The sequence below is a fragment of the Acinetobacter sp. YH16052 genome (genome assembly GCF_013417155.1).
Taxonomy (GTDB): domain Bacteria; phylum Pseudomonadota; class Gammaproteobacteria; order Pseudomonadales; family Moraxellaceae; genus Acinetobacter.
Window position 1 is genome coordinate 1 of record NZ_VPEO01000024.1, and the last position, 24,729, is coordinate 24,729.

Annotated in this window: 21 protein-coding genes; 10 read left to right on the plus strand and 11 right to left on the minus strand. The window is 43.7% G+C overall.

Annotation, left to right across the window (positions count from 1 at the left end):
* The coding region (locus tag FTV42_RS13515; protein ID WP_180039043.1) for an IS30 family transposase at positions 1 to 203 on the plus strand (203 nt) is incomplete at its 5' end.
* Positions 204 to 221: 18 nt separating this feature from the next.
* Here the strand turns inward: FTV42_RS13515 and FTV42_RS13520 are convergent.
* The gene (locus FTV42_RS13520; protein ID WP_180039044.1) at positions 222 to 923 is read right to left on the minus strand and encodes a DsbC family protein; all 702 of its coding nucleotides are present in this window, start codon (positions 921 to 923) and stop codon (positions 222 to 224) included.
* Between the two features lie 379 nt (positions 924 to 1,302).
* On the opposite strand from FTV42_RS13520, the gene FTV42_RS13525 reads away from it, so the two are divergent.
* Positions 1,303 to 2,448, plus strand: coding sequence for an MFS transporter (locus FTV42_RS13525; protein ID WP_180039055.1), 1,146 nt, complete (start codon positions 1,303 to 1,305; stop codon positions 2,446 to 2,448).
* Between the two features lie 43 nt (positions 2,449 to 2,491).
* On the opposite strand, the gene mnmE is transcribed toward FTV42_RS13525, so the two are convergent.
* The 5 genes from mnmE to rpmH form a co-directional block, all read right to left on the minus strand.
* Positions 2,492 to 3,850 carry a tRNA uridine-5-carboxymethylaminomethyl(34) synthesis GTPase MnmE gene (mnmE, locus tag FTV42_RS13530; RefSeq protein WP_180039045.1) on the minus strand — a complete coding sequence of 453 codons (1,359 nt, stop codon included), beginning with the start codon at positions 3,848 to 3,850 and terminating at the stop codon, positions 2,492 to 2,494.
* A 92-nt stretch (positions 3,851 to 3,942) separates the two neighbouring features.
* Positions 3,943 to 5,706: a membrane protein insertase YidC gene (gene yidC, locus FTV42_RS13535; protein WP_180039046.1), complete on the minus strand. Its 1,764-nt coding sequence runs from the start codon at positions 5,704 to 5,706 to the stop codon at positions 3,943 to 3,945.
* Positions 5,707 to 5,711: 5 nt separating this feature from the next.
* Complete coding sequence (yidD, locus tag FTV42_RS13540; RefSeq protein ID WP_004281931.1) at positions 5,712 to 6,032, minus strand: membrane protein insertion efficiency factor YidD; 321 nt, start codon at positions 6,030 to 6,032, stop codon at positions 5,712 to 5,714.
* A gap of 9 nt (positions 6,033 to 6,041) precedes the next feature.
* Entirely contained in the window at positions 6,042 to 6,434 is a 393-nt protein-coding gene (gene rnpA / locus FTV42_RS13545; RefSeq protein ID WP_004281932.1) for a ribonuclease P protein component, read from the minus strand.
* Positions 6,435 to 6,463: 29 nt separating this feature from the next.
* Positions 6,464 to 6,598 (minus strand): 50S ribosomal protein L34, encoded by a 135-nt coding sequence (rpmH, locus tag FTV42_RS13550; RefSeq protein WP_000831329.1) that lies wholly within the window; start codon positions 6,596 to 6,598, stop codon positions 6,464 to 6,466.
* A 660-nt stretch (positions 6,599 to 7,258) separates the two neighbouring features.
* On the opposite strand from rpmH, the gene dnaA reads away from it, so the two are divergent.
* The 4 genes from dnaA to gyrB all read left to right on the plus strand — a co-directional run bounded on the left by dnaA (position 7,259) and on the right by gyrB (position 13,528).
* Positions 7,259 to 8,635, plus strand: a complete 1,377-nt coding sequence (gene dnaA, locus FTV42_RS13555) for a chromosomal replication initiator protein DnaA (RefSeq protein WP_004281934.1) — start codon at positions 7,259 to 7,261, stop codon at positions 8,633 to 8,635.
* Positions 8,636 to 8,743: 108 nt separating this feature from the next.
* Positions 8,744 to 9,892 carry a DNA polymerase III subunit beta gene (gene dnaN, locus FTV42_RS13560; protein WP_180039047.1) on the plus strand — a complete coding sequence of 383 codons (1,149 nt, stop codon included), beginning with the start codon at positions 8,744 to 8,746 and terminating at the stop codon, positions 9,890 to 9,892.
* A gap of 28 nt (positions 9,893 to 9,920) precedes the next feature.
* Complete coding sequence (gene recF / locus FTV42_RS13565; protein ID WP_180039048.1) at positions 9,921 to 11,000, plus strand: DNA replication/repair protein RecF; 1,080 nt, start codon at positions 9,921 to 9,923, stop codon at positions 10,998 to 11,000.
* A gap of 56 nt (positions 11,001 to 11,056) precedes the next feature.
* Positions 11,057 to 13,528, plus strand: a complete 2,472-nt coding sequence (gyrB, locus tag FTV42_RS13570) for a DNA topoisomerase (ATP-hydrolyzing) subunit B (RefSeq protein WP_005245546.1) — start codon at positions 11,057 to 11,059, stop codon at positions 13,526 to 13,528.
* Positions 13,529 to 14,706: 1,178 nt separating this feature from the next.
* Here gyrB and FTV42_RS13575 read toward each other — a convergent pair.
* Both FTV42_RS13575 and FTV42_RS13580 read right to left on the minus strand, forming a co-directional pair.
* Entirely contained in the window at positions 14,707 to 15,870 is a 1,164-nt protein-coding gene (locus tag FTV42_RS13575; protein ID WP_001202407.1) for a zinc-dependent alcohol dehydrogenase, read from the minus strand.
* Positions 15,871 to 16,214: 344 nt separating this feature from the next.
* The gene (locus FTV42_RS13580) at positions 16,215 to 18,146 is read right to left on the minus strand and encodes an ATP-binding cassette domain-containing protein (RefSeq protein WP_180039049.1); all 1,932 of its coding nucleotides are present in this window, start codon (positions 18,144 to 18,146) and stop codon (positions 16,215 to 16,217) included.
* Positions 18,147 to 18,363: 217 nt separating this feature from the next.
* Between FTV42_RS13580 and FTV42_RS13585 the strand changes: the two genes are divergently transcribed.
* The 4 genes from FTV42_RS13585 to erpA all read left to right on the plus strand — a co-directional run bounded on the left by FTV42_RS13585 (position 18,364) and on the right by erpA (position 22,292).
* Positions 18,364 to 19,368 (plus strand): putative solute-binding protein, encoded by a 1,005-nt coding sequence (locus FTV42_RS13585; RefSeq protein ID WP_005094847.1) that lies wholly within the window; start codon positions 18,364 to 18,366, stop codon positions 19,366 to 19,368.
* A 254-nt stretch (positions 19,369 to 19,622) separates the two neighbouring features.
* The gene (locus tag FTV42_RS13590; protein ID WP_180039050.1) at positions 19,623 to 20,633 is read left to right on the plus strand and encodes a putative solute-binding protein; all 1,011 of its coding nucleotides are present in this window, start codon (positions 19,623 to 19,625) and stop codon (positions 20,631 to 20,633) included.
* 194 nt (positions 20,634 to 20,827) lie between these two features.
* Entirely contained in the window at positions 20,828 to 21,835 is a 1,008-nt protein-coding gene (locus tag FTV42_RS13595; protein WP_180039056.1) for a putative solute-binding protein, read from the plus strand.
* A 121-nt stretch (positions 21,836 to 21,956) separates the two neighbouring features.
* Positions 21,957 to 22,292 (plus strand): iron-sulfur cluster insertion protein ErpA, encoded by a 336-nt coding sequence (gene erpA, locus FTV42_RS13600; RefSeq protein ID WP_004281944.1) that lies wholly within the window; start codon positions 21,957 to 21,959, stop codon positions 22,290 to 22,292.
* A 57-nt stretch (positions 22,293 to 22,349) separates the two neighbouring features.
* Here erpA and FTV42_RS13605 read toward each other — a convergent pair whose 3' ends face one another.
* The 3 genes from FTV42_RS13605 to FTV42_RS13615 all read right to left on the minus strand — a co-directional run bounded on the left by FTV42_RS13605 (position 22,350) and on the right by FTV42_RS13615 (position 24,642).
* Entirely contained in the window at positions 22,350 to 22,727 is a 378-nt protein-coding gene (locus FTV42_RS13605) for a hypothetical protein (protein ID WP_016806936.1), read from the minus strand.
* Between the two features lie 105 nt (positions 22,728 to 22,832).
* Positions 22,833 to 23,741, minus strand: a complete 909-nt coding sequence (locus tag FTV42_RS13610) for a matrixin family metalloprotease (RefSeq protein ID WP_005094835.1) — start codon at positions 23,739 to 23,741, stop codon at positions 22,833 to 22,835.
* 70 nt (positions 23,742 to 23,811) lie between these two features.
* Complete coding sequence (locus tag FTV42_RS13615) at positions 23,812 to 24,642, minus strand: OXA-134 family carbapenem-hydrolyzing class D beta-lactamase OXA-282 (protein WP_004728961.1); 831 nt, start codon at positions 24,640 to 24,642, stop codon at positions 23,812 to 23,814.
* Positions 24,643 to 24,729 lie beyond the last annotated feature (87 nt).

Consider the following 24,729-nt stretch of genomic DNA (forward strand, 5'->3'; position numbering starts at 1 on the left):
AGTCTATTCAACGAGCAAGGAATGAAAATACGAATGGTTTAATCCGGCAATATCTGCCAAAATCATCATCGTTTGATGACGTGTCAAACGAACAAATAGAGCAGATAGAATTTGCACTCAACCATCGTCCTAGAAAAACACTAGGTTGGTATACGCCTAGTGAAGTTATGGCTGGTTTTTATACTGTTGCACTTGCCGCTTGAATCCGCCTTATTTAATTTTTATAAATTGAATTCTTTAAAAATCTGCTCAATCTGCTCTGCCGGATAGGCGCCCATCACCTTAAAACCATTGGAAAAAATAATCGCAGGTGTACCATTCACCCCCATAGACTGAGCCAGTTTTTTATTCCGTTCAATCGGATTGGCACAAGTTTTTTTCGATTTAGGTTGAATTTCTTGAGCAATCAGATCTTCCCATGCCTGAGCTGGATTAGACTCGCAATACACCTGTTTTGAAGGAGCAGCCGACTGGGGTTTTAAAGGAAGAATAAAGGTATAAATGGTCAAGTCATTCAGTTTTTTCAGCTCTAGCTCAAGCTTTTTACAATACGGGCAATTTGGGTCAGAAAAGATCGCAATCTGACGTTTACCCGTACCTCTTACACTTTTTACAGCATCCTGAAGCGGTAATTTTTTCCAGTCGATACTATTTTGTTTCAGCATTAAATCACGGGTCAGATTATGTTGATCCTGAATCCGCAGCATCGGACCGGCTATCAGATGCTTGGCATCTTCATTCAGATAAACCACTTGGCCCTGCATGGAACCGCTATAGATGCCTTTCATCTCGGTGGTCTGAATATTTTCAATTTTTAAATTGGGACTGTTTTTTGCCAAATTAGCTTGTACCGTATCAATATTGGCAAATGCGCAGCTTGAAATGAATGTACTTAAACTAATGATCAGTGTTTTTTTTAACATGAATGTTCTACATGAATTGGATAAGAATATGCTTCGATTCTAATCGCTCTGCTTTTAAATTTCTCAAACATTTATGTTACTGTTTAGACTCAGTTAAACAAGTTCATAATGTTTCACGTGGAACACCATGTATAGCGTTAGATTGAACTCCAATCTATCTAGAAAACACATCAATATTCATAATAAGTAATTGTTTTATATAATTAAAATATATTAAATGATAAACATCTTACTAATTCAACCTTGACCGATTTTCTGTATCCATTCTAAACTGCAGACACTTTTTATTTTCCTCGCTACGCCCTGACATGGATTGGCCAAGGATCAACACTATAACGGCATTTTCATGACAATAACGACCAGCTGGCGACCGTTCTTGATGGTCAGCCTGGCTTTAATGATGGGAACGATTGGCACCGCTTTGGCCAGTCCGCTTTATCCGATTTATCAACAGCTCTGGCATTTGCTGCCCAGCCACATCACCTACATTTTTGTCGCCTATATGTTTGGCTGTCTCTCGACCTTGTTGTTTTTGGGCAGAACCAGTAACAGCATCGGATTTTTACGGACCCTGCAAATTGGTCTGGCACTAATCACCTTAGGTCTCATCATTTCCGTTTTTGCCCAGAATGCACTGATCCTCTCGATTGGCCGTTTTATTATTGGGATTGCCTCGGGCCTGATGACCACTTCTGCCATGATGGGTTTAATGCATACCATCCCAGAAAGCCATAAACACACTGCACCACAACTGATTTCAATCATCACCGCAATGGGTTTTGGTTTGGGACCCTTGGTCGGTGGTGTGATTGCGCAGTTTTCCGTTGCCCCTTTGGTGATGCCATATTTACCGATTATTCTGGGTGCCGTGCTGTGTTTGATTGGCCTGTTCTGGATCAAAGCACCCAAGTTTGAGGCGCAGCCCTTTAGCATGGCGCCTAAACTGCAACGACCTGAAGCCCAGTTTCATCGTGTGTTTATGATTATTGCAGTGACAGCTTTTAGTGCCTTTGCCGCCTTTAGCCTGTTTGCTTCCCTGTCGCCATCCTTTGTCCGAAATATTTTACCTTGGCATGGCCCTCTGGTCAGCGGACTGGCCATTACCAGTATCTTAGTGGTTTCAGTGATCGTGCAGTTTATAACCAAAGCGGTCGCAGCGTCTAAATGTCTGAATATCGGCCTAATGATGATGTGTTTGAGCCTGATGGTTTTGGCTCTATGTATGTATTCAAAAATCAGCCTGCTATTTTTTATCAGTGATATTTGCTTTGGAATTGGCCATGGTTTTGCTCTGATGGGTGCTTTTGCCCTGATTCATCAAATGACCAGCTTAGACAACCGTGCAGCAGTGATGTCGACCTATCTATTTATTGCCTATCTGGGCACTATTGTCCCTATCATTGCCGTGGGTTATCTGGCCGATCACTGGGGGCTGGATTTCGCCGTAATCAGCTTTTGTATCGCGATCAGTCTATTGTGTTTTGCGCTGTGGTGGGCTTATCAAAAATCCCGCCTACCAGTCTAAAAAAAGCCCTCAGTTGAGGGCTTTTTTTATGTTGATTAAATAACTATTTACCAATACAAAATGAACCGAAGATTTTGCCCAGCAGATCATCTGCACTGAAATCACCAGTGATCTCACCCAAGGCATTTTGCGCCAGACGTAAGGACTCTGCCACCAGTTCACCGGCGTTATACACCACCAGTTGTTCACGCGCTTCAGCCAGATAGAGCCGAGTGCGCTTCATTGCGTCTAAATGACGGGTACGGGCGATAAAGGTGTCTTCCTCAGGCTGGAAGCCTGCATGCGCTGTAATCGCCTCTATGAGCGCTTGAACACCGGTTTCCTGTTTGGCAGAGACTGCAATATGCCGGAAACCATTTAAATCGCCAATCACGGCTTCAGCACCGGTCAGGTCGCATTTATTGCCAATCAGCATCAAACGTTTTGGCTCGATATGTTCGGCAAAATATTCTTGGGCGAGTTGCAGCGGATCTTCGCCCTGGCTTAAGTCATAGACCAAGAGTAATAAATCGGCCTGTTCAATTTCTTTAATCGCGCGGCGGATCCCTTCTTTTTCCACGATATCGCCAGTTTCACGCAAGCCTGCGGTATCGGTGAGGGTGATCGGCAGACCATTTAAAGTAATCTTTTCATGCAGGACATCACGGGTGGTGCCGGCAATATCGGTCACAATCGCGCGTTCAATTCCAGCCAATGCATTCAGCAACGAAGATTTACCAGCATTCGGTTTACCCGCAATTACGACTTGCAATCCTTCACGTAACAACTGACCTTGACGTGCGGATTGCTGGACTTGAGTGACTGCACTGGATACGCCATCTAGCAGATTTAAAATCTTGCCATCGGCCAGAAAATCAATTTCTTCTTCCGGAAAATCAATCGCGGCTTCCACATGCAAACGCAGGTGAATCAGCTGCTCAAGAACTGCATTAACTTTGGTCGAGAAAGCTCCTTGCAGTGAACGCACCGCAGAACGTGCAGCCGCTTGCGAAGTTGCATCAATCAGGTCGGCAATTGCTTCAGCCTGCACTAGATCCAGTTTGCCATTCTCAAAAGCACGCATCGAGAACTCACCGGCTTTGGCCGCAGTGGCGCCCAGCTCCAGTAAACGACCAAGCAGAGCATTTTGAATCACCGGACCACCATGGCCTTGCAGCTCTACGACATCTTCACCAGTGAAAGAATTTGGATTCGGGAAGCAGATCGTTAAACCTTCATCCATGACTTCGCCTGCTGCATCGTAGAACTGGCGGAAACCGGCAAAACGGGCTTTAGGCAGCTCTTTTTGTGTCAGTTGCTGGGCAATCTCATAGGATTTCGGACCCGACAGGCGAATCACCCCAACGCCGCCACGTCCTGGTGGAGTTGCAATCGCAGCAATAGTTGTGGTTCGGTTGAGCATAAAATTCACCTGCAAAGACTCAAAAGTACAGCTAAAAAAAATCCGCCTAAGATTACCATCTTAAGCGGATTTATTCAGCCTATCCGTACAACTTAGTTGACTGGAGTGGCCTCATCACGTTTAGCGCGATCTTTGGCAACAGACTTGTTAATCAAAGTTTGTTGCAGAATCGTGATCAAGTTGTTTACGATCCAGTACAGGACCAAGCCTGCCGGGAAGAACAACAAGAATACGGTAAAGATAATCGGCATAAACTTGAAGACTTTTGCCTGCATTGGATCGGTCGGTTGTGGATTTAACGACTGTTGGATATACATCGTCAAGCCCATCAACAACGGCAGAATGAACCAAGGATCCATTGAAGACAAATCCTGAATCCATAGCATCCATGGCGCATGACGCAGTTCCACAGATTCCATCAACACCCAGTACAAGGCCAGGAAAATCGGCATTTGTAATAATAGCGGTAAACAGCCGGCAAGCGGATTGACCTGTTCACGTTTGTACAATGCCATCATTTCTTGAGAGAAGCGCATGCGGTCTTCACCGAACTCTTCTTTCATGCGTTGCATTTCTGGCGCAATCACCCGCATTTTCGCCATCGAGCGATAGCTCTTCGACGACAATGGCCACAGGATCACTTTCACCAGAACGGTCAACAGAATAATTGCCCAGCCCCAGTTACCTACCAGACCATGGAAGAATTCAAGACCCACGAACAGTAATTTCGCGATTGGCCATAACCAGCCATAATCAACGGTCTGGTTTAAACCCGCAGCCAAATCTTTCAGTTCTGACTGGATTTTTGGACCTGAATAGAAAGTCGCATCAATTTCAGCTACTGTACCTGCTGGCACATTGAACGTCGGGGAGGTAAAACCGATGATGTTCATGTTATCGGTTGATTTACGTGATTCAAGCTTGGCGCTATAAGCTTCGCCATTGCCTTGAGTCAACTTTAGCTGACCTGGAACCCATGCACTGACAAAGTAGTGCTGTACCATTGCCACCCAACCACCTGTCGCTTCAGTACTGACTTCTTCTTCAACAAAGTTGTCGAATTTAAGCTTGTTGTACTGCTCGTCCGGGGTACCCCATGCACCGCCCAGGAATGTTCCCAGCGTGAAGATCCCCTGATCGGATTTGCCTGGATCTTCCGAGTTATCGCGTTTGATCTGACCGAACATCTGACCTTGCCAGGTCTGGCCACTGCGGTTAACCACTTTGTGATTTACCACGACCGGATATTCACCTTCAGTGAAATTGAAGGTCTTGATAATCTCGATCCCGTCAGCGGTTTTAAACACTAGCGGTACAGACAATACTTTCAGGTTTTCACCATCTTTGGATTTGACTGTTTTCGCATCTGCCAGAGTATAAGCAGTTTTCTCCAGCTCATACATTGGACGGCCGTTACGGCTGCTGTCCGGTCCATTCAGACCGATCAGGCCAGACTGAGCGACATAAGTACGTTTCGCATCGCTTTCCAGCATGACGAACGGTTCATCGCTGTCTTTGTTCTTGTCATGATTGAGTAATTCAATACGAACAATATCACCACCCTTCGGATTGATCCAAAGATGATAAAGGTCAGTTTGTACTGAAATAAGCTGCTGACTTACAGGTGCTGTGGCATCCGTGGCTTGCTGTGCTGGCACATTTGCTTGTGGCAGATCAGAGGCAACTGTAGCCGTCTGACCATTTGGCAAATCTGCAGATACGTCATGCGAAACAACAGCAGTTTCCTGCTGCGGTTTTGTTTCAGCATTTCCATAATCTTTTTGCCACGCCAAAATGAGCAAATATGCGACAACAAACATGGCTCCGAGAATTGCAATCCTGGCCCATTGTTGCATATGTATTACCCCAAGTGGTGAGAGTGATTTTGGTTCAATAAACGATCACGAAAGGGTACAGCAACGTGAAGCGTTTGAGAATCTATTTGCTGAAATGAAATAAAACGAATCGCTTTTGAGGGAACAGGATCATATCCCGAGCCCCCCCACGGATGACAACGGCAAATACGTTTAGTAGCCAGCCACACTCCACGCCCAGCGCCATGCATCTGGACTGCTTCCAAGGAATATTGAGAACAAGTTGGAATATAACGACAGCGCGGTCCAAGAAGAGGACTAATCGCAATCTGATAGAAACGGATCAACCAATGCAGTAAACGTACCATTGGCCAACTCTACTTTTGTGGGGAGGGGGCTATTTTTGAATGCTTTTTGGCAAGACGGTTCAGTTTCTGCCAGGCAAATTGTAATTGCTGGTGCAATTCTGCATTAGGCACTGCTTCAACACCCATTTTCGGCATAATTACAATGTCTAAGTCATCTAATTGCTGTTGATGCAGGCGAAAACTTTCGCGAGCAAGTCGTTTTACTCGATTTCTTTCGTGTGCGCGTCGCACTTTCTTCTTGGCAACAACTAAACCCAAACGGCTATTTGGCAGTTCGGAATGTTTTGCAAGAAATAAGAAATGGGGTTGATGCACTTTAAAAAGCGCACCATCAAAGACACCTTTATAATCGGCAGCACAGCGTAATCGCAACTCTGTGCCAAAACTATAAAGTTTTGTCATAACACCCAAAATCGTCTTAGCGTAACTGATTAAACAGTTAAGCTATGACGACCTTTTGCACGACGGCGAGCTAATACTTGACGACCAGCTTTAGTAGCCATACGAGCACGGAAACCATGAACACGCTTACGCTTTAATTCAGACGGTTGGAATGTACGTTTCATATTGAAACTCCAAAAAATGATCTTTCTATGAAGGTCCGCGATTTTAGTGCTCATTGCTTGAGCTGTCAATGCAAAAGCGGTTTTCTTTTCAAATAAGATCAAAAAAGATAAAGATCCTGGTTTTTCAGAGAACTGGATAAAAAATAGTGCAATACAAGTTAATCACAAGTTAAGTCATTGTTATATAAATATATATAAGTTATAAACAACTCTATCAACAAAGTTATCCACATGTTATCCAAAGTTTAAATTTAACTTACAGTTTTGAATTTAAATTTGAAATTTTTTGAGTTATCCACAAAAACCAGTGATCTTATAAATAAATTCAAATTTATAAATTTAAATTTATTACTATTAGGAAGCGCTTTTTCTATGGATAAGCCACTTTTTATTTATTTAAACATGAACTTATATTGTGGATAAAACTGTTTCTATTAATTTTATACTTTGTGGATAACTTTATGATATATTTTATCCACAACTTGCGGATAAACTTATCCACACTGGGTTTTAAATTTAAATTTATGCATGGTGATTTCTTTTTGCACAGTTTTTGTGGAAATTGCCATGACAGATGTGGATAACTTGGTTAGAATGGCGACCCGCTTTTGGTCGCGGTCATCTTTTTTGAATGAACAATGGAATGAATAGGGGATTCACATGCTTTGGACGGACTGCTTAAATCGCCTGCGACAAGAGCTCTCTGGAAATGTCTTTACAATGTGGATTCGCCCATTGGTTGCAGAAGAGCTGGAAGACAGCTTGCGTTTGTATGCACCTAATCCTTACTGGACGCGTTACATTCAAGAACATCATCTGGAACTGATCACGATTCTGGCAGAGCAATTGTCTGAAGGACGGGTACGCAAGGTCGAAATTTTAGTGGATTCACGTCCAGGGGCGATTTTATCTGCCAGTGAACAACCGGCGACCACGACTGCGGCATTGACCTCGACACCGATGCCGGTGCCGAAACCGAAGAAAGAAAAAGAAGACAGCGGCAAAAATAGCCGTAGACGTCAGTTGAATCCATTGTTTACCTTCTCGCTGTTTGTGGAAGGCCGATCTAACCAGATGGCGGCAGAAACCTGTCGCAAGGTACTGACCCAGTTGGGTGCTTCACAGCACAACCCCTTATTTTTATATGGTCCGACGGGTCTGGGTAAAACCCATTTGATGCAGGCGGTCGGTAATGCATTGTTGCAAGCCAAACCGAATGCACGCGTCATGTACATGACTGCTGAAAGTTTTGTGCAGGACTTTGTCAGCTCGTTGCAGCAAGGCAAAGTTGAAGAATTTAAGAAAAACTGCCGTTCTCTGGATTTATTACTGGTCGATGATATTCACTTGCTGGCCGGTAAAGAAGCCAGCCTGGTCGAGTTTTTCTACACCTTTAACGCACTGCTGGATGAATCCAAGCAAATTATTTTGACTTCGGATCGTTATCCTAAAGAACTAACCGAACTGGATCCACGTCTGGTTTCACGTTTTTCTTGGGGCTTATCGGTTGGGGTTGAACCACCAGATATTGAAACCCGAATTGAAATTTTGCTGAAAAAAGCCGAAAGCAACCAGGTTGATTTACCACGTAACTGTGCGCTGTTTATTGCCCAGCAGGTGGTGGCCAACGTGCGTGAGCTTGAAGGTGCGCTGAACAAAGTAGTGGCGATTTCACGTTTTAAAGGCACACCAATTGATCTAGATGTGGTGCGTGAATCTTTAAAAGATGTGCTGGCGATTCGTGCCCGTACCATCAGTACCGAGAATATTCAGCGTGTCGTGAGTGAGTATTTCCGCATTCCACTGAAAGAACTGGTCGGTCCAAAACGGACACGTATTTATGCCCGTCCACGTCAGCTGGCGATGGGACTGGCCCGTGAATTAACCGGCGACAGTTTTCCGGAAATTGGCATGGCTTTTGGCGGTCGTGATCACAGTACCGTGATGCATGCTTGCGAGAAAGTACAGAGTCTGCGTGAAGAAGATCCGATCTTTAATGAAGACTATAAAAACCTGCAACGTCTGTTGCAAAGTTGACCTAAATCGCTCAAATTCTATTCTTGCTATGCGGCTACTTTTGCCGCATAGTAAACCGTCAAAAAATCACTTTTTCTATATTAATCTTCAGCTTTAGAGGAATGCACCGTGCGTTTAAAAATCGCGAAAGAAAGCTTACTGAATGTTCTCTCACATGTCGTAGGAGCGGTTGAACGTCGCCATACCTTGAATATCCTGTCTAATCTGAAAATTCAGGTGACTGCGCAAACATTAACCGTGACCGGTTCCGACCTGGAAGTCGAACTGGTGGCAAGTACAGCACTGGCTGAAGGTGCATGTTTGCAGGAAGGCGAGACCACAGTTCCCGCACGTAAGCTGATTGATATCTGTAAGTCACTTCCTTCAGCGGCACTCGTGGATTTGCATATTACTGAAGATCAGCGCTGCATCCTCAAATCAGGCAACAGCCGTTTTGTACTGGGGACATTGCCTGCTGATGATTATCCATTACTGAATACTGAAAATACCCAAGGCACGCAAGTAACGGTGACACAGCGTGAACTGAAACGCCTGTTTGAAAAAACTGCTTTTGCCATGGCGGTTCAGGATGTGCGTTTTTACCTGACCGGTACCTTGCTGGAAATTGATACCAATCAGCTACGTGCTGTGACCACCGATGGCCACCGTCTGGCACTGTGTGAAACAGCGGCACAATCCACTGCATCACAGCCGATTCAGGCGATTGTGCCACGTAAGGCCGTTGCAGAATTACAGCGCCTGCTCAGCGTTGAAGATGAGCAATTATCTCTATTGATTGGTCGTGAACTGCTCAATGTGACCATCAATATGCCAAGCCGTGACAAGGAACAGGCAGATATTACCGTACGTTTCACCACCAAGCTGATTGATGGTAAATTCCCGGATTATCGCCGTGTGATTCCACGTGGTGGCGACAAAGTGGTGATGATCGCACATGACGTGTTCAAGCAGTCTTTGCAACGTGTGGCGATTTTAAGTAATGAAAAGCTGCGTGGTGTGTTTTTGAACTTCAATGCCGATTCTTTGCAACTTCGCGCCAATAACCCGGAGCAGGATGAAGCGATTGAAGATCTGGCGATTCAATATGCTGATTCACCGCTAGAAATGTCATTTAATGCGCAGTATCTGATTGAAGTACTCGGTGTGCTTGATGGCGATGATGTGTCAATGACCATGACTGAAGCGAATCAGTCTGTCTTGGTACAAGACCCGGCGCATACGGATCAAACCTATGTCGTCATGCCGATGCGTGTTTAAGCCGCGGCTCTTGATATTTATATAAGACATGCATATTACGCGTTTACATATTGAGCGTGTGCGGAATTTAAAGACGGTTGCTCTCCAAGGATTGCAGCCGTTTAATGTTTTTTATGGCCAAAATGGTTCAGGTAAAACCTCGATTTTAGAGGCGATTCATTTACTTGCTGCTGGTCGTTCTTTCCGTACCCATATTCCCAAAAATTATATCCAGCATGGCGCACAGGATGCGATTGTGTTTGCACAATCTGCGACTGAAAAAATAGGCATGCAAAAAATGGCCAGCGGGGAACAGTTGATCAAGGTCAATGGCGATCTAGTGGCAACTCAGGGACAACTGGCCAAACTGTTACCCTTGCAACTGATTGATCCACAAAGTACCGATATCATCGATCATGGTGCCAAACCACGACGTCAATTGCTCGACTGGTTAATGTTCCACGTGGAACCAGAGTTTTATCATGCCTGGCAATATTATTCTCGTGCGCTGAAACAGCGAAATAGTCTGCTCAAAAGCAAACGCTTTCTCAGTCTGTCTGATCTGGAACCGTGGAACCAGATGCTGAGTGAATATGGTGAAATCCTGCACTCGCAACGTGTCGGGATTGTGGAACAATGGAAGCCATTTTTTGAAGATGATCTGAAACAGTTATTACCTGAATTGCAAGTCAGTCTGGAATACAGTCCGGGCTTTCATAGTGAAACCGGCCTGCTAAATGATCTGACCAACCAGCATGAAAAAGACTGTGAGCGACGCTATACCGAATATGGCCCACATCGCGCAGATTTGCGTTTAAAGACCCCGATGGGGGATGCTGATGTGATCCTGTCGCGCGGGCAGAAAAAGCTGCTGATGATCGCACTAAAACTGTCGCAAATCGCAATGCTACATTCTTGTAATAAGGAAACTGTGGTATTATTAGATGATGTGACAGCAGAATTAGATTTAACCGCACAACAACGTTTAATTGAGCGATTGAGCCAACTTGGTAGTCAAGTTTTTATTACCACCTTAGACCATGAATCAGTACAAAAGCACTTACATGATTTGTCTATCTCATATCAGTTATTCAGTGTTGAAAACGGTACAGTTCAAGTTGTGCAATAATATTTTTTGAGTTTTACCCATCTTTGGATAGACCTATTTTTCACTAGGGAGAAACCATGAGTTCAGAAGATCAAGCTGCTTCTCAAACAGAACAAACCATTGAAAAGGCTTATGATTCCTCTAGCATCAAGGTATTACGTGGTTTAGACGCAGTCCGTAAGCGTCCGGGCATGTACATTGGTGATACAGACGATGGTACAGGCCTGCACCACATGGTGTTTGAAGTAGTCGACAACTCGATTGATGAAGCCTTGGCAGGCCACTGTGATGAAATTATAGTGACGATCCATGAAGATGAATCGGTTTCAGTTTCTGATAATGGTCGTGGTATTCCGACCGACATTCACCCTGAAGAAGGTGTGTCTGCAGCAGAGGTGATTTTAACCATTCTGCATGCCGGTGGTAAGTTCGACGACAACAGTTATAAAGTGTCTGGCGGTCTGCATGGTGTCGGTGTTTCCGTAGTCAACGCACTGTCTGAAAAACTCGAATTGACCATTCACCGTGCCGGTAAAATTCATGAACAAGAATACCGTCATGGCGATTCTCAATATCCATTAAAAGTAGTGGGCGATACCGATAGAACCGGTACTCGTGTCCGTTTCTGGCCAAGTGCCGAGACTTTTAGTCAGACCATTTTTAATGTTGATATTTTGGCGCGTCGTTTGCGTGAACTGTCGTTCCTGAACGCAGGTGTGCGTATTGTGCTGCGTGACGAACGCATTAATGCCGAGCATGTCTTTGATTATGAAGGTGGTCTGTCTGAGTTCGTTAAATATATTAACGAAGGCAAAACTCACCTGAATGATATTTTTCATTTTACTGCTGCGCAGGCTGACAACGGCATTACGGTAGAAGTTGCATTACAGTGGAATGATTCTTATCAGGAAAATGTGCGTTGCTTTACCAATAACATCCCGCAAAAGGATGGTGGTACGCATTTGGCCGGCTTCCGCGCTGCGTTGACCCGTGGTTTAAATAACTACATGGACAGCGAAAATATCCTGAAAAAGGAAAAAGTTGCGGTATCGGGTGATGATGCACGTGAAGGCTTGACTGCCATTGTGTCAGTCAAGGTGCCTGATCCAAAATTCTCTTCACAGACCAAAGAAAAACTGGTGTCGAGTGAAGTAAAAACTGCTGTCGAACAGGCCATGAATAAGGCATTTTCTGAATATTTATTGGAAAATCCACAAGCAGCCAAAGCGATTGCTGGCAAGATCATTGATGCAGCACGTGCGCGTGATGCAGCGCGTAAAGCACGTGAAATGACACGTCGTAAGAGTGCGCTGGATATTGCCGGTCTTCCAGGTAAACTGGCCGATTGTCAGGAAAAAGATCCAGCATTGTCTGAGCTATACTTGGTCGAGGGTGATTCTGCAGGTGGTTCGGCAAAGCAAGGTCGTAACCGTAAAATGCAGGCGATTTTACCGCTGAAAGGTAAGATCCTGAACGTGGAACGTGCCCGTTTTGACCGCATGATTTCCTCTGCTGAAGTCGGTACGCTGATTACCGCATTGGGCTGTGGTATTGGTCGTGAAGAATATAATCCGGACAAACTGCGTTATCACAAAATCATTATCATGACCGATGCTGACGTGGATGGTTCGCATATCCGTACCTTACTGTTGACGTTCTTCTTCCGTCAAATGCCGGAACTTGTGGAACGTGGTCATATTTATATCGCACAGCCACCATTATATAAGCTGAAAAAAGGTAAGCAGGAACAGTACATCAAGGACAATGATGCACTGGAGACTTACCTAATTTCGAATGCGATTGATGAGCTGGAACTGCATATCAGTGCAGAAGCGCCTGCGATTCGTGGTGAAGCACTGGCGAATGTGATTGCTGATTATCAGACTTCCCAGAAGAGCTTGGCACGTTTGACCCAGCGTTATCCTGCGAGTCTGCTTGATGCCCTACTGTCATTGGAAGGCTTTAAGCTGGATCAGCTAGAAGACAAAACCTATGTCGAAACATGGGGTGAGAATCTGCGTGCAGCGATTGAAGCCATCCAGCCAACATTGCGTCCAGAATTAACCCTGGAACGTTTTGAAAAAGAACTGGCAGATGGTCAAAAAACTGCAAGCTGGTTGCCACGTATCACGATCTATGTACATAACTTGCCGCATAGCTACCTGTTAGACTCGGTACTATTAGGTTCAAGTGAATATGCGCGTTTATTAAAGAACTCGAAGAGCTGGTTTAGCCTGCTTGAAGAGGGTGCATATTTACAAAAAGGCGATCGCAAGATTCAGGTCAGCAATTTCCATCAAGTTTGGCAACATATCTTGCAGGACTCACGTCGTGGCATGATGATCCAGCGCTATAAAGGTCTGGGTGAGATGAATGCAGAGCAGTTGTGGGAAACCACCATGGATCCAGACAACCGCAATATGCTGCAAGTGACAGTTACCGACGCGATTGAAGCAGACCGTATGTTCTCTTGCCTGATGGGCGATGACGTAGAACCACGTCGTGCCTTCATTGAAGAAAATGCCTTAAATGCAGATATTGATGCCTGATCCCTCAGGATAAAATCAAAACTAAAAAGCGCCTTTCGAGGCGCTTTTTTAGATAAATTTTTTACTCATATCCTGTGAGTTAGGCAGAATAAAGTAATTTTGGACAGATTTTTGGATATAGAACAGGTTCATTTTAGTTTTTAAAAGCCAAGTTGAATAAGCTGGATCGACTCTAAGAAAGGGTTTATGTATAGAGATTACCAACTCGGGAGAATACCTGAAATCTGGAGTGAATCTATCGTTATAAAAATGATCTGCATCAGAACTTCTAAAATAATTTTTGAATAGGAAAGTGAGGTAGAAAGACGTTCTTTATACGATGAGAAGTTTGCATGCAGTTCACGACACTAGGTGAAAACTGGATCAGTCAAAGTGGTATTTAAAGATGCGTGTAATAAAAACAGATCGAATACTTTAGGTGGATTCGACTAAAAAATAATAAATCGCCTATTCAGAAGATCCAATATCTCAAAAATAAATAAAAAGCTGCTAAAACTAAATTTTAAATTTTCAATAGCTTATAAGAAACTTGGTCTAATACGCTAAATAATACGTGAATAATATTGCTTCAAGCATCTAGAAAGCCTGATCAGAGATGTGGATAACTCTGAAGTTATCCATAATTTTTATGTGAATAAGATAATATTTTTCCACAAACTTTAATCCATGTATTAATTCTTCATTTTAAATTCAAATTTAAACTCTCTTGTCTTGTGGGTAAGTGTTTTTAAATTTAAAATGGCATTTTAAATTTAAAAGGGATTTGGCGATATATTGCTAGTATGACCAGACTATTCCTTGGATTGGCTTTAAAATAAAAAATTATTATAAATTAAATACTTGTAAATATAGTGTAGTTTCTCTAATCATTACCGTGGAACATATTGTTAACTAAAAACTCAAGATGTAGCTAAACTACATAATTGATTTAATAATCAAGTGAACTTTCATTTTTATTTAAAATCATACTTTTATCGATTTTTGCTTAACTTTTTTATTTCTCATTTTTGAGTTATTTCTTGATTTCATTATTGAAAATCGGGCATTTCTTTTATTACTCGATAGAAAAGAGGGAGGGAATCGCTGAAATGATATTGATTAGGAATAAGAAAAAGAGGATTGATAAAATGACGATGAAAAATAAAAAAGCGCCTGACGGCGCTTTTTTTTAATCATATTTATGGTGTTAGAATGACTTTACGACAGTCTTCTTCCTTTTTATCAAAAATACGGTAACCTTCCGCAGCATCTTCCAGTTTCATGCGATGGGTAATAATCAGATCTGGAGACAGATCTCCATTTTCAATATGTTCTAGCAACTGCGGCAAGTAATTATGCACATGAGTTTGTCCCATTTTAAAGGTTAAACCTTTGTCAAAGGCATCACCAAACAGGAAGCCGTGAATTGGACCGGCATAAACTCCAGGTACACTCACCACACCGCCGCGGCGGACCGCTGCAATACATTGTCTTAACGCTGAACCACTCGAACCTTCTAATTTCAGGTTAGTCATTACGGTTTCCAGCATGCTGCCTTTGGCTTCAAAACCGACCGCATCAATGACGGCATCGACTCCACGATAACCTGTGGTGTTTTGAATGATAAATTCAGCAGCATCGACTTCATCAAAATTGACAGGAATTACCCCATAGGTTTGATGTGCGAAACGCAGACGGTAAGGATGGTGATCGACCATAAAGATCTGCTCGGCACCGAGCATCCGCGCGCAGGCAGCAGCCAGCAGACCGACCGGACCGGCACCATAAATCGCCACACTGGAACCTCGACCAACTTGGGCATTGTTTACTGCTTGCCACGCGGTTGGCAGAATATCGGTCAGGAATAATACTTTTTCATCAGGCAGGGAACCTGGTACTTTAAATGGTCCGACATTGCCCTTGGGAATCCGCACATATTCGGCCTGACCACCCGGTATACCCCCATACAGATGGCTAAAGCCAAATAAAGCTGCACCTGGTGGAATCTGTTTTTTATTGAGAATTGCACCACGGCCAGTATTGGTATTTTCACAGGCAGCCATGAGTTCATGTTCACAGAAAAAACAGTGACCGCATGCAATCACAAAGGGAATAATCACCCGGTCACCTTTTTTGACTTCGGTTACTTCAGGGCCGACTTCTTCTACAATTCCCATAAATTCATGGCCGAAAATATCACCGTCTTCAGTGGCCGGAATTTTGCCCCGGTATAAATGCAGATCTGAGCCACAGATGGCGGTGGCTGTCACCCTTAAAATAACGTCATCTGGTTCCTGAATCACTGGATCTGGAACGGATTCAACTCGTACATCCCGAGCACCATGATAGGTAAGAGCACGCATGCGGATTTCCTCTCTCTAGTTCAACATTAAACAGACTCGTAGCAAGGCTGCCAAAAATTAAAAAACACTTGTATTAGAGCCTTAGGAGGAAACAGTGTGCTGTAAATTAATGTATGAAATAAGGCATTCAACTGTTTAAAAAATAAACTTATATAGGGTTTACGTAATTCGTGACCTTATGTGTCGAATGAATAGAAAAGAACGGGATTAAAGAAACATCTAGAACTAGATGAAAAAAATACAGGTGCAAAAATGGAAGAGAAAACATTAAAAATAGTGAATAAAAAAGAGATGAGCAACGCTGGTTACCCATCTCTCTTATATTAAATCTTACTAAAAGAGCTTTAGAAAGACTGTTCCAGACTTTCCAGTTCCATCATCAGTTCCAGCATTTGCTCTTCGGCTGTTTCCAGTTTGGCTTTTAGCTCGGTTTGCTCATTCATCAGTTTCAGCAAATCATTTTTACGTGATGCTTCGTATAAAGCACTGTCACCCAGCAAGCTTTCAATTTCAGCCAGTCGTGGCTGCAGTTTGGCCATCTGTGCTTCGCATTTTTCAATATTCTTGCGAATCGGACGACTTAGTTCCCGCTGGCGAGCAGCTTCCTTACGTTGTGCTTCCTTGTCCAGTTTGGAAATGGTGGGTTTGACTTCTACTTGGGATTTCACCGGTTCTGCTGGCTTCTGTCCATTTTTGATCATTTCAATACGGGCTTGGCGTAACCAGTCAGCATAGGCGGTGAGATCGCCGTCAAATTCTCGGCATTGACCATTATGTACCAGTAGCAGTTCGTCACAGACACTGGCGATGAGCTGACGTTCATGCGAAACCAGAACCACCGCGCCTTGGAAATCTTGCAAGGCCATGGTCAGTGCATGACGCATATCGAGGTCTAAATGGTTGGTCGGCTCATCCAGAATCAGTACATTCGGACGCTGCCAAACAATCAGCGCTAGGGCCAAACGTGCACGTTCACCACCCGAAAAACTTTCACTCGGCGTATCCATACGTTCGCCACTAAAACCGAAACTACCCAAGAAAGAACGCAGGCTGGCTTCACTGATTTTTTTATCGGCAATACGTGCCAGCTGTAACATCGGACTGGCATTACCATCCAGTGCATCCATCTGATGCTGGGCAAAATAACCAATATTCAGTAGCTCTGAATCTTTACGCAGGCCCTGAATCAGTTTCAGGTCACCGACCAGCGATTTAATCAGCGTGGATTTACCTGCACCATTCATCCCGAGTAACCCAATCCGGCTGTTGGGCGTGATCTGTAAATTTACATTGGTCACAATCAGCTTGTCGCCATAACCAATATCGGCATGTTCCAGTTGCAATAACGGCGAACTCATTTTGGTCGGTTCGCGGAAACTGAAAGTAAATGGTGTATCGACATGGGCAGCAGATAGTTCCTGCATACGTTCCAGCTGTTTGATCCGGCTCTGTGCCTGTTTGGCTTTGGTCGCTTGTGCTTTAAAACGGTCAATATATTTTTGCAGATGCGCGCGGGTTTCCAGCTGCTTTTCATACGCCTGTTGCTGCTGCGCCAGACGTTCACTACGGGTACGCTCGAAAGTCGAATAGTTACCGGTATATAAAATCAGTTCCTGATTTTCGATATGTAAAATGTGATCGGTAATCGCATCGAGGAAGTCCCGGTCATGCGAAATCAGTACCAGCGTACCTTCATAGGCTTTCAGCCAGTCTTCGAGCCAGAGAATTGCGTCCAAGTCCAGATGGTTGGTTGGTTCATCGAGGAGCAGTAAGTCTGATCGGCTCATCAGGGTACGTGCCAGATTCAAACGCATACGCCAGCCACCGGAAAAACTTGAAACATCCAGCTGTGATTGATGTTCAAAGAAGCCCAGACCAGCCATCAGTTGTGAAGCTTTGGCAGGAGCAGAATAACCTGAAATTTCATCAAAACGGCCATATAAATGAGCCAGTTCTGCATCATCCAGTTGATCCGGTTGATCGAGTTTCTGCTGAATATCCCAGTATTCTTCATCGCCCGACAAGACGAAATCAATGGCTTTCATATTCAGTGCTTTGATTTCCTGAGCCATATGCGCTACGGTCCATACCGCAGGTCGGGTCAGCGAACCGGTGTCCGATTCCATGCCGCCGAGCAAGGCTGAAAACAGGGTTGATTTTCCAGCACCATTGACACCGGTTAGGCCAATTTTCCATCCTGGGTGTAACTGCATCGACGCTTTTTGAAATAAAACACGTCCACCGCGACGTATAGATAACTGGTCTAACTGAATCATTGAGAAATCAAAGCTAAGAAATAAGATGCGCCTATTCTAAAGGAAAGCCCTGTGAAAATGAAAAATCTTACCGTTTTTGCTGAAATGAGTGTGCTTTTCACCTCTGTCAATTGATCTAGGGTGGACGCATAAGTTGAGTAAAAACTCTATTTTATGCATGAACAGTGGTTTATAGTTCAGGCTGATGGAGCAAAAAATATCATAGAGTCAAATAAAAATGAAAAAGGGATGTTTAATTTTATCGGCACTGGGCATTTTGGTGTCGACTTCAACTCAAGCCAGAGTGAATGTCTGTGTTTTTGATTTACTGGGGAAATCTGGTGAGTCTTACAAACTGCTGGAGGAATGGGCGCTGGCAGCAAAAGGCTGGGGTGCCGAAATTCAGCTAAGCGCTTATCAGGATGAAGCCAAGGTCGATCAGGACGTCAAAGCCGGAAAATGTGATGCCTTCTATATGACCTCAATGCGTGCCCGGGCTTATAACAAATTTGCTGGATCGATTGATGCAATTGGCGGCGTGCCGAATAATGACATTGCCATGAAAGCCATCAGCTATGTACTGGATAAACGCAATAGCAAACGCCTGATCACCCAGATTGGCAAAGAAAAATTCGAAGTGGCGGGTATTGGTCAGATTGGCCCAGCCTATATTTTTGTTCGTGATCGTACTCTAAATAAACTGGAACAGGTCAAAGGCAAGAAATTTGCCGTGCTGCATTATGACTATGCGCAAAAAATCATGGTCGACCGGATTGAAGCAGTACCGGTCATGTCGGAAATTTCCAATTTTATTCGCAAGTTTAATCAGGGCGAAGTGGATATTGTCGCTGCACCGGCTTATGCATTTAAACCGCTAGAATTACAGAAAGGACTAGGCCGTCAAGGCGCAATGATTAATTTTCCGGTGATTAATGTCACTGCTGATCTGATTATTCGTCAGGAAAAGTTCCCGGCAAGCTTTGCCGCACAATCCCGAAACTGGTTTGTGAAACAGTTACCGCGCAGCTTTGCCATGGTCAAGCGCATGGAAGCTGAGATTCCAAGCAAATATATTCTGAATCTAAGCCGTGAAGATCGTGTGGCCTACCAAAAGATTCTGCGTGATGGGCGGATCGATTTAACCAAACAGGGGATTTATGATCAGGGCATGATGAACGTATTGAAACGCGCGCGTTGTACGGTAGAAAGAACCAATTTTGAATGTTCGATTGGTGGCGAATAAATCTGAAATCATGTATATCTTTGTAACTATATCTGGGTAAATGTAATTATAAGAAAGCAGTTTTAAATATTAAGATATTGATATTTAAATATATATTTAAAAATAACTTAGGCAATGATTGCTGATTTATCTTTATAGGCCAAAATGCCGGTTTTAAATGGAGTAAATGCTCTATTTTTTTTAATTAAACTTGCTTAATATTTGTCCCGTGTACGGACACTCAGCGAATAACAAGATTTCAAAGGATAACTACAATGAAAAAAACACTCTTATCATTGGCTGCATTCTCTGCATTTGGTTTTGCAAGTGCGGCGCATGCAGAAAAAGTCGATATCTGTGTGTTTGACTTACTGGGTAAATCCGGTGAGTCTTTCCAGATGGCGCAAGAATGGGCACTGGCTGCAAAAGGCTGGGGCGCAGAAATTAATCTGATTGCCCGTCAGGATGAAGCGGTTGCCGACAATGACTTCAAGGCCGGTAAATGTGATGGCGTGTTTATGACCGCCATGCGTGCCCGTCAATACAATAAATTTGCCGGTTCTATTGATGCACTGGGTGGTGCACCAAGTAATGCCATTGCCCAGCGTGCGATCAGTTTTGCTCTCGACAAACGTAATGCAGCGAAAATGGTCAGTAATATGGGCGGCAAAAAATATGAAATTGCCGGTATTTCCCCGCTGGGTTCGGCATTTATTTTCGTGCGTGATAAGAATATCAATTCGATTGAAAAAGCCGCAGGGAAGAAATTCGCCGTACTCGGCTATGACGATGCCCAGAAAATTATGGTTCAGCGCGTCGGTGCGCAGGCAGTGATCTCCGATGTTTCCAACTTTGTCGCCAAATTTAATAATGGTCAGGTGGATATGGTCGGTGCGCCTGCTTATGCCTACAAGCCATTAGAAATCTATAAAGGTCTGGGTAATAACGGCGCAATGTTTAATTTCCCGGTACTGCATGTGACTTCTGATTTTGTGATTCGTCCGGAAAAGTTCCCCGCAGGTTTTGGACAGAAATCGCGTGACTGGTTTATCAAAAACCTGCCAAAGAGCATGGCCATGATCAAACGTCTGGAAGCCGGTATTCCGTCGAAATATAAAATGAACCTGAACGTTGAAGATAAAACCAAGTATCAGAAAATGTTACGTGATGGCCGGATGGACATGACCAAACGTGGAATCTATGATGCCAGCATGATGTCGGTCTTAAAACGTGCCCGTTGTTCTGTCGATAAGGCCAACTTTGAATGTTCAATGGCTGGCGAATAATCTGATTTTTAAAGCAAAAAGCTTAGAGTGATCTAGGCTTTTTTTATGGCTGAACCAGGTCAGATCTGCCATTGTGCAGCGAATAAAATAGCTTAAGCTTAATCTAAATATTAAATTCAAATGTTTCATATAAAAAACAATCACATGTGACTAAAACTTCAATAACAAAAACAAGCGATAAGGAAATGAGGATGATGCATAGAGGATGGAAAGTACTGGCATTGGCTACAGCGACACTGGCTGTTTCAGGTCTGGCGCAAGCCAAACAGGTGATTTGCGTATTTGATCTGGTCGGTAAAAACGGTGATGTCTATAGTGTGATGAAAGACTATCAGTTGGCGGCCAAAAACTGGGGGGCAGATATCGAATTGCGGGTGAATACCAATGAAGCCGTGGTCGCAGAAGATTTTAAAGCCGGAAAATGTGACGGGATCAGTGTCACTGGTATGCGTGGCCGTCAATTTAACAAGTTTACCGGATCGCTGGATGCAATCGGGGCTATCACCGATCTGAATCTGGCGGTTAAAGTCATGCAGGGCCTGGCCAGTCCCACCTTCGCCAAACAAATGCTGCAAGGTAAATATGAAATTGTTGGAGTGATTCCGGTAGGTGATGCTTTTCTGTTAGTGAACGACCGCAGTATTAATACCGTTGCCAAAGCAGCCGGCAAGAAAATTGCGGTACTAAGCCATGACGAAGCACAAAAAATCATGGTACAGCAGGTTGGTGCACAAGCAGTGAGTGCCGAAATCAGCAATTTTGCCAGTATGTTTAACAATGGTCAGGTGGATATTATCGGTGCACCAGCTGCAGCATTTAAGCCTTTAGAATTACATAAAGGTTTGGGTAACAAAGGTGCGATTGTGAATTATCCGGTATTGCAGGTCACAGGCAATATCATTATCCGTCCAGATAAATTCCCGGCAGGATACGGGCAAAAATCACGTGAATGGGTCAAGAGCCAGTTACCACGTGCCTTTGGTATTTTGGGTAAAATGAAAGTAGATATTCCATCGAAATACTGGATGGATATTCCTGCGGCAGATAAACCAGGTTATCAGAAAATGATGCGGGATTCCCGAATTGACCTGACCAAACGCGGCGTTTATGACAAACGCATGATGAAATTGCTGTGGCAATTCCGCTGCAAACAGAATCCGACAAATTTTGAATGTGCCTTACAGGATGAGAACTACAAATAATCCTGATAAAATTACTCTGATTTGACTTTTAATCTGTAGAGACTGACCATATATTGAGTGTGCTATACTTAAATATGGTCTTTTCTTTTTAAAGACATTCCATTCAACAGAGGAATCCGCCATGAATGCCCAAGCGCTTGTGCTCACCGACAATGCCGCAAATAAAGTACGCCAGTTGCGTGACAGTGAAGGTAACCAAGACTTAATGCTCCGTGTCTATGTGACCGGTGGCGGCTGTTCAGGTTTCTCTTATGGCTTTAATTTTGCAGAAAGCCAGAATGAAGATGATGCAGAATTTGCCAATGGCGATGTTAAAGTCCTGGTCGATTCATTGAGTTATCAATATCTGGTCGGTTCGGTGGTAGATTATTTAGAAGGTCTGGAAGGTTCACGTTTTGTGGTACAAAACCCGAATGCGACCACGACCTGTGGTTGTGGATCTTCATTCTCGATCTAAATCCATGCACAAAAAAAAGTCCTCTCAATGAGGACTTTTTTATATCTGGAAGAACGTTTAGCTATCCAGTTTTACCGCTTCAAGCAGGTCAAAGATCACGGTAGTGACATCCTGACTCAACTCGCGGTTATTGAAAATTTCATAGGCGCTAATGGTAATGTCGGTATCGCTTGGCAACAGACGCTGTTCTTCTTCGATCAGGTCATTGATCGGTAATAAGGTCTGTTTGATTTCCAGATGCAGAATATCTTTATATTCCAGATTTTCATCGTCGAGTTCAATCAGTTGTTCATTGAAATAAGGCAGCAAAATCGAATGAAGATAGGGTTGGATGTCCTCGATATCAAAGATTTCGATATCACGGGTTTCATCAATCGTACTAATGTGGTCATTTACTTCAATTAAAATATGGTAGTAACTCACACGAATCTCCAAAGATGGCCTGAACAATGTAGCCAATCACAATAACATGAAATCAGAATAGAGTGTTTTTTATAATACTTATACACTTAAATTAATTAGGGAATTCAAGCTGATCACTTAACGGTTATAAAGCAAGGTCTTGTCTGCAGGTCGCAGCTGGAAGTGTTGCAGATTCTGTTTACCCAGCACCGGATACATCAGTGCTTCCGGGTCATTATGGTGATACAGCCCCAAGGCATGTCCGAGTTCATGTGCCAGAGTCAGACGGAGATCATCTTCTGCATCAAACTGATAGACATGAATTTGATCACCCATAAACACGCCTTTATGAAATTCGCGGGCAGGGAAACGCTGTTGGGCTTGAATGATATTCTGCTGATGGTTTTGCAGACCATGTTGATGCATGGAAACATTCATATTAAAGGAACTTTGCTGTTCCTGAAGGTACTGAAGTTCCCGTTGAAAACTTTCCGATTTGCGCTGTAAAGCCAAAACCTCATATTCAATCTGCTCATGTTCATAAGCAGATAAATTTGGCTGACGGCGTCGTTGCTGTAAGGCCTGAAATTCACTATTCATCTGATCTCTTTGCTGGATCAGGCGTTGCTGCTGACTTTCCAGATGCTGATGGGATGCTTCCAGATTTTTGACCTGACGTTGATACTTGGCGTCATCTGCCAGCAACTGTTTTTCGACTTTCTTCAAGGCATCATAGTCTTGCTGGCGTTGATCATAGATCAGGTGAATACTCAGCCTGGCATTTTCATCATAGACCATCAAATCATCACGATTGCTTCCCTGATGCCAGATTTCGATCGCTTCCTTGCTCAGTTGAATGACTTGATCTTTACTTAGTCCAAAGCCTGAATCGACCTGATCAATTCGGAAACGTAAGCGTGTATCGAAAGGATGCGTCAAGCGATCAGCCAGCGAGTTATAGCGCAGTTGAGGATGGGTTTGGGCCTGCATATGTAGATAGGCAGACATGATCAATCCCACTACGAGCAGACAGAGCAGAAGACGCATATTTTTTATTTAAATGTCTATTTTTTAAAAATATAGCTTAATTTTAATGCCTTTCCCATGCTTATTTGCATCATCCTTCAGCTTTTGGATAAAGCCCTAATTCGGCCAAAGCCTGCTGCAAAATTTCAAGGCGGATCGCCGGATCTATACCATTTTGCATCTGCATATTCAGTGAAAATGCCACGATTTCAGCCTGCGGTGTTTCAACCCAGCCGGTGAGCCAGCCGACTTGCGGTTCCACATCCATGCCCCAACCGGATTTGACATATAGTCGATAAGCTTTCCGCTCCTGTAAAAATAACATGGCTTTGACTTGTTGCTGGACTTGAGGATCAAAGGCCAGTTGCTCTCGGGCCAACGCAGAAACAAATTGGACTTCCTGTTTTGGAGTAACTTTCAAAGGGCCTACCAACCAGAAGTTATCGACTTGTTGACCAATCTGCTGATTACCAAATTGGATGCGTTGTACTTCCTGTTGCATCAATTCAAGGCCAATGCGACGTGCCAGTTCCTGATACACGGGTACAGCAGAAGCTTGCATGGCTTCGCCGAGAGTCATGTCTTTTTCCCAGGCTGCAAAACTGCGTTTCTTGCCATCCCATTTAAAAATTTCATTGGTTGTGGCTTTGCCATGTTGCAGGCCAATCAGGGCATTGAGCATTTTAAAAGTAGAGGCGGGAACATATTCGGTATCTGCACGGCTTAAATCATTACCATAAACCTGTATCTGTTGACCACGCTGAATCACTAGAACACCCGCGCTTTGCGCCTGATCAAATAATTGGGCAATGGCTTGAGTCGATTGAGTCGAAGTGCTTTGAGATAGGAGAGATGAAACGGGCAGGCTACACGCTGTCAGGCCCAAGCAACTAAGTAAAGGCAGCAAAATTAGAATTTTCATGGGTTCAGGGTATTTTAATGTTGGATTTAACTTAAACAGCTTTTCCTGAAAATACGATCAAATTTTAGTAATTTTTATTTTATTCTT

Excerpts from the sequence above, each read along its gene's own strand:
- FTV42_RS13520 (WP_180039044.1), bottom strand. The coding sequence starts at position 923 with ATGTTAAAAAAAACACTGATCATTAGTTTAAGTACATTCATTTCAAGC.
- FTV42_RS13525 (WP_180039055.1), top strand. The coding sequence starts at position 1,303 with ATGGTCAGCCTGGCTTTAATGATGGGAACGATTGGCACCGCTTTGGCC.
- mnmE (WP_180039045.1), bottom strand. The coding sequence starts at position 3,850 with ATGCTCAACCGAACCACAACTATTGCTGCGATTGCAACTCCACCAGGA.
- yidC (WP_180039046.1), bottom strand. The coding sequence starts at position 5,706 with ATGCAACAATGGGCCAGGATTGCAATTCTCGGAGCCATGTTTGTTGTC.
- yidD (WP_004281931.1), bottom strand. The coding sequence starts at position 6,032 with ATGGTACGTTTACTGCATTGGTTGATCCGTTTCTATCAGATTGCGATT.
- rnpA (WP_004281932.1), bottom strand. The coding sequence starts at position 6,434 with ATGACAAAACTTTATAGTTTTGGCACAGAGTTGCGATTACGCTGTGCT.
- rpmH (WP_000831329.1), bottom strand. The coding sequence starts at position 6,598 with ATGAAACGTACATTCCAACCGTCTGAATTAAAGCGTAAGCGTGTTCAT.
- dnaA (WP_004281934.1), top strand. The coding sequence starts at position 7,259 with ATGCTTTGGACGGACTGCTTAAATCGCCTGCGACAAGAGCTCTCTGGA.
- recF (WP_180039048.1), top strand. The coding sequence starts at position 9,921 with ATGCATATTACGCGTTTACATATTGAGCGTGTGCGGAATTTAAAGACG.
- gyrB (WP_005245546.1), top strand. The coding sequence starts at position 11,057 with ATGAGTTCAGAAGATCAAGCTGCTTCTCAAACAGAACAAACCATTGAA.
- FTV42_RS13575 (WP_001202407.1), bottom strand. The coding sequence starts at position 15,870 with ATGCGTGCTCTTACCTATCATGGTGCTCGGGATGTACGAGTTGAATCC.
- FTV42_RS13580 (WP_180039049.1), bottom strand. The coding sequence starts at position 18,146 with ATGATTCAGTTAGACCAGTTATCTATACGTCGCGGTGGACGTGTTTTA.
- FTV42_RS13585 (WP_005094847.1), top strand. The coding sequence starts at position 18,364 with ATGAAAAAGGGATGTTTAATTTTATCGGCACTGGGCATTTTGGTGTCG.
- FTV42_RS13590 (WP_180039050.1), top strand. The coding sequence starts at position 19,623 with ATGAAAAAAACACTCTTATCATTGGCTGCATTCTCTGCATTTGGTTTT.
- FTV42_RS13595 (WP_180039056.1), top strand. The coding sequence starts at position 20,828 with ATGCATAGAGGATGGAAAGTACTGGCATTGGCTACAGCGACACTGGCT.
- erpA (WP_004281944.1), top strand. The coding sequence starts at position 21,957 with ATGAATGCCCAAGCGCTTGTGCTCACCGACAATGCCGCAAATAAAGTA.
- FTV42_RS13610 (WP_005094835.1), bottom strand. The coding sequence starts at position 23,741 with ATGCGTCTTCTGCTCTGTCTGCTCGTAGTGGGATTGATCATGTCTGCC.
- FTV42_RS13615 (WP_004728961.1), bottom strand. The coding sequence starts at position 24,642 with ATGAAAATTCTAATTTTGCTGCCTTTACTTAGTTGCTTGGGCCTGACA.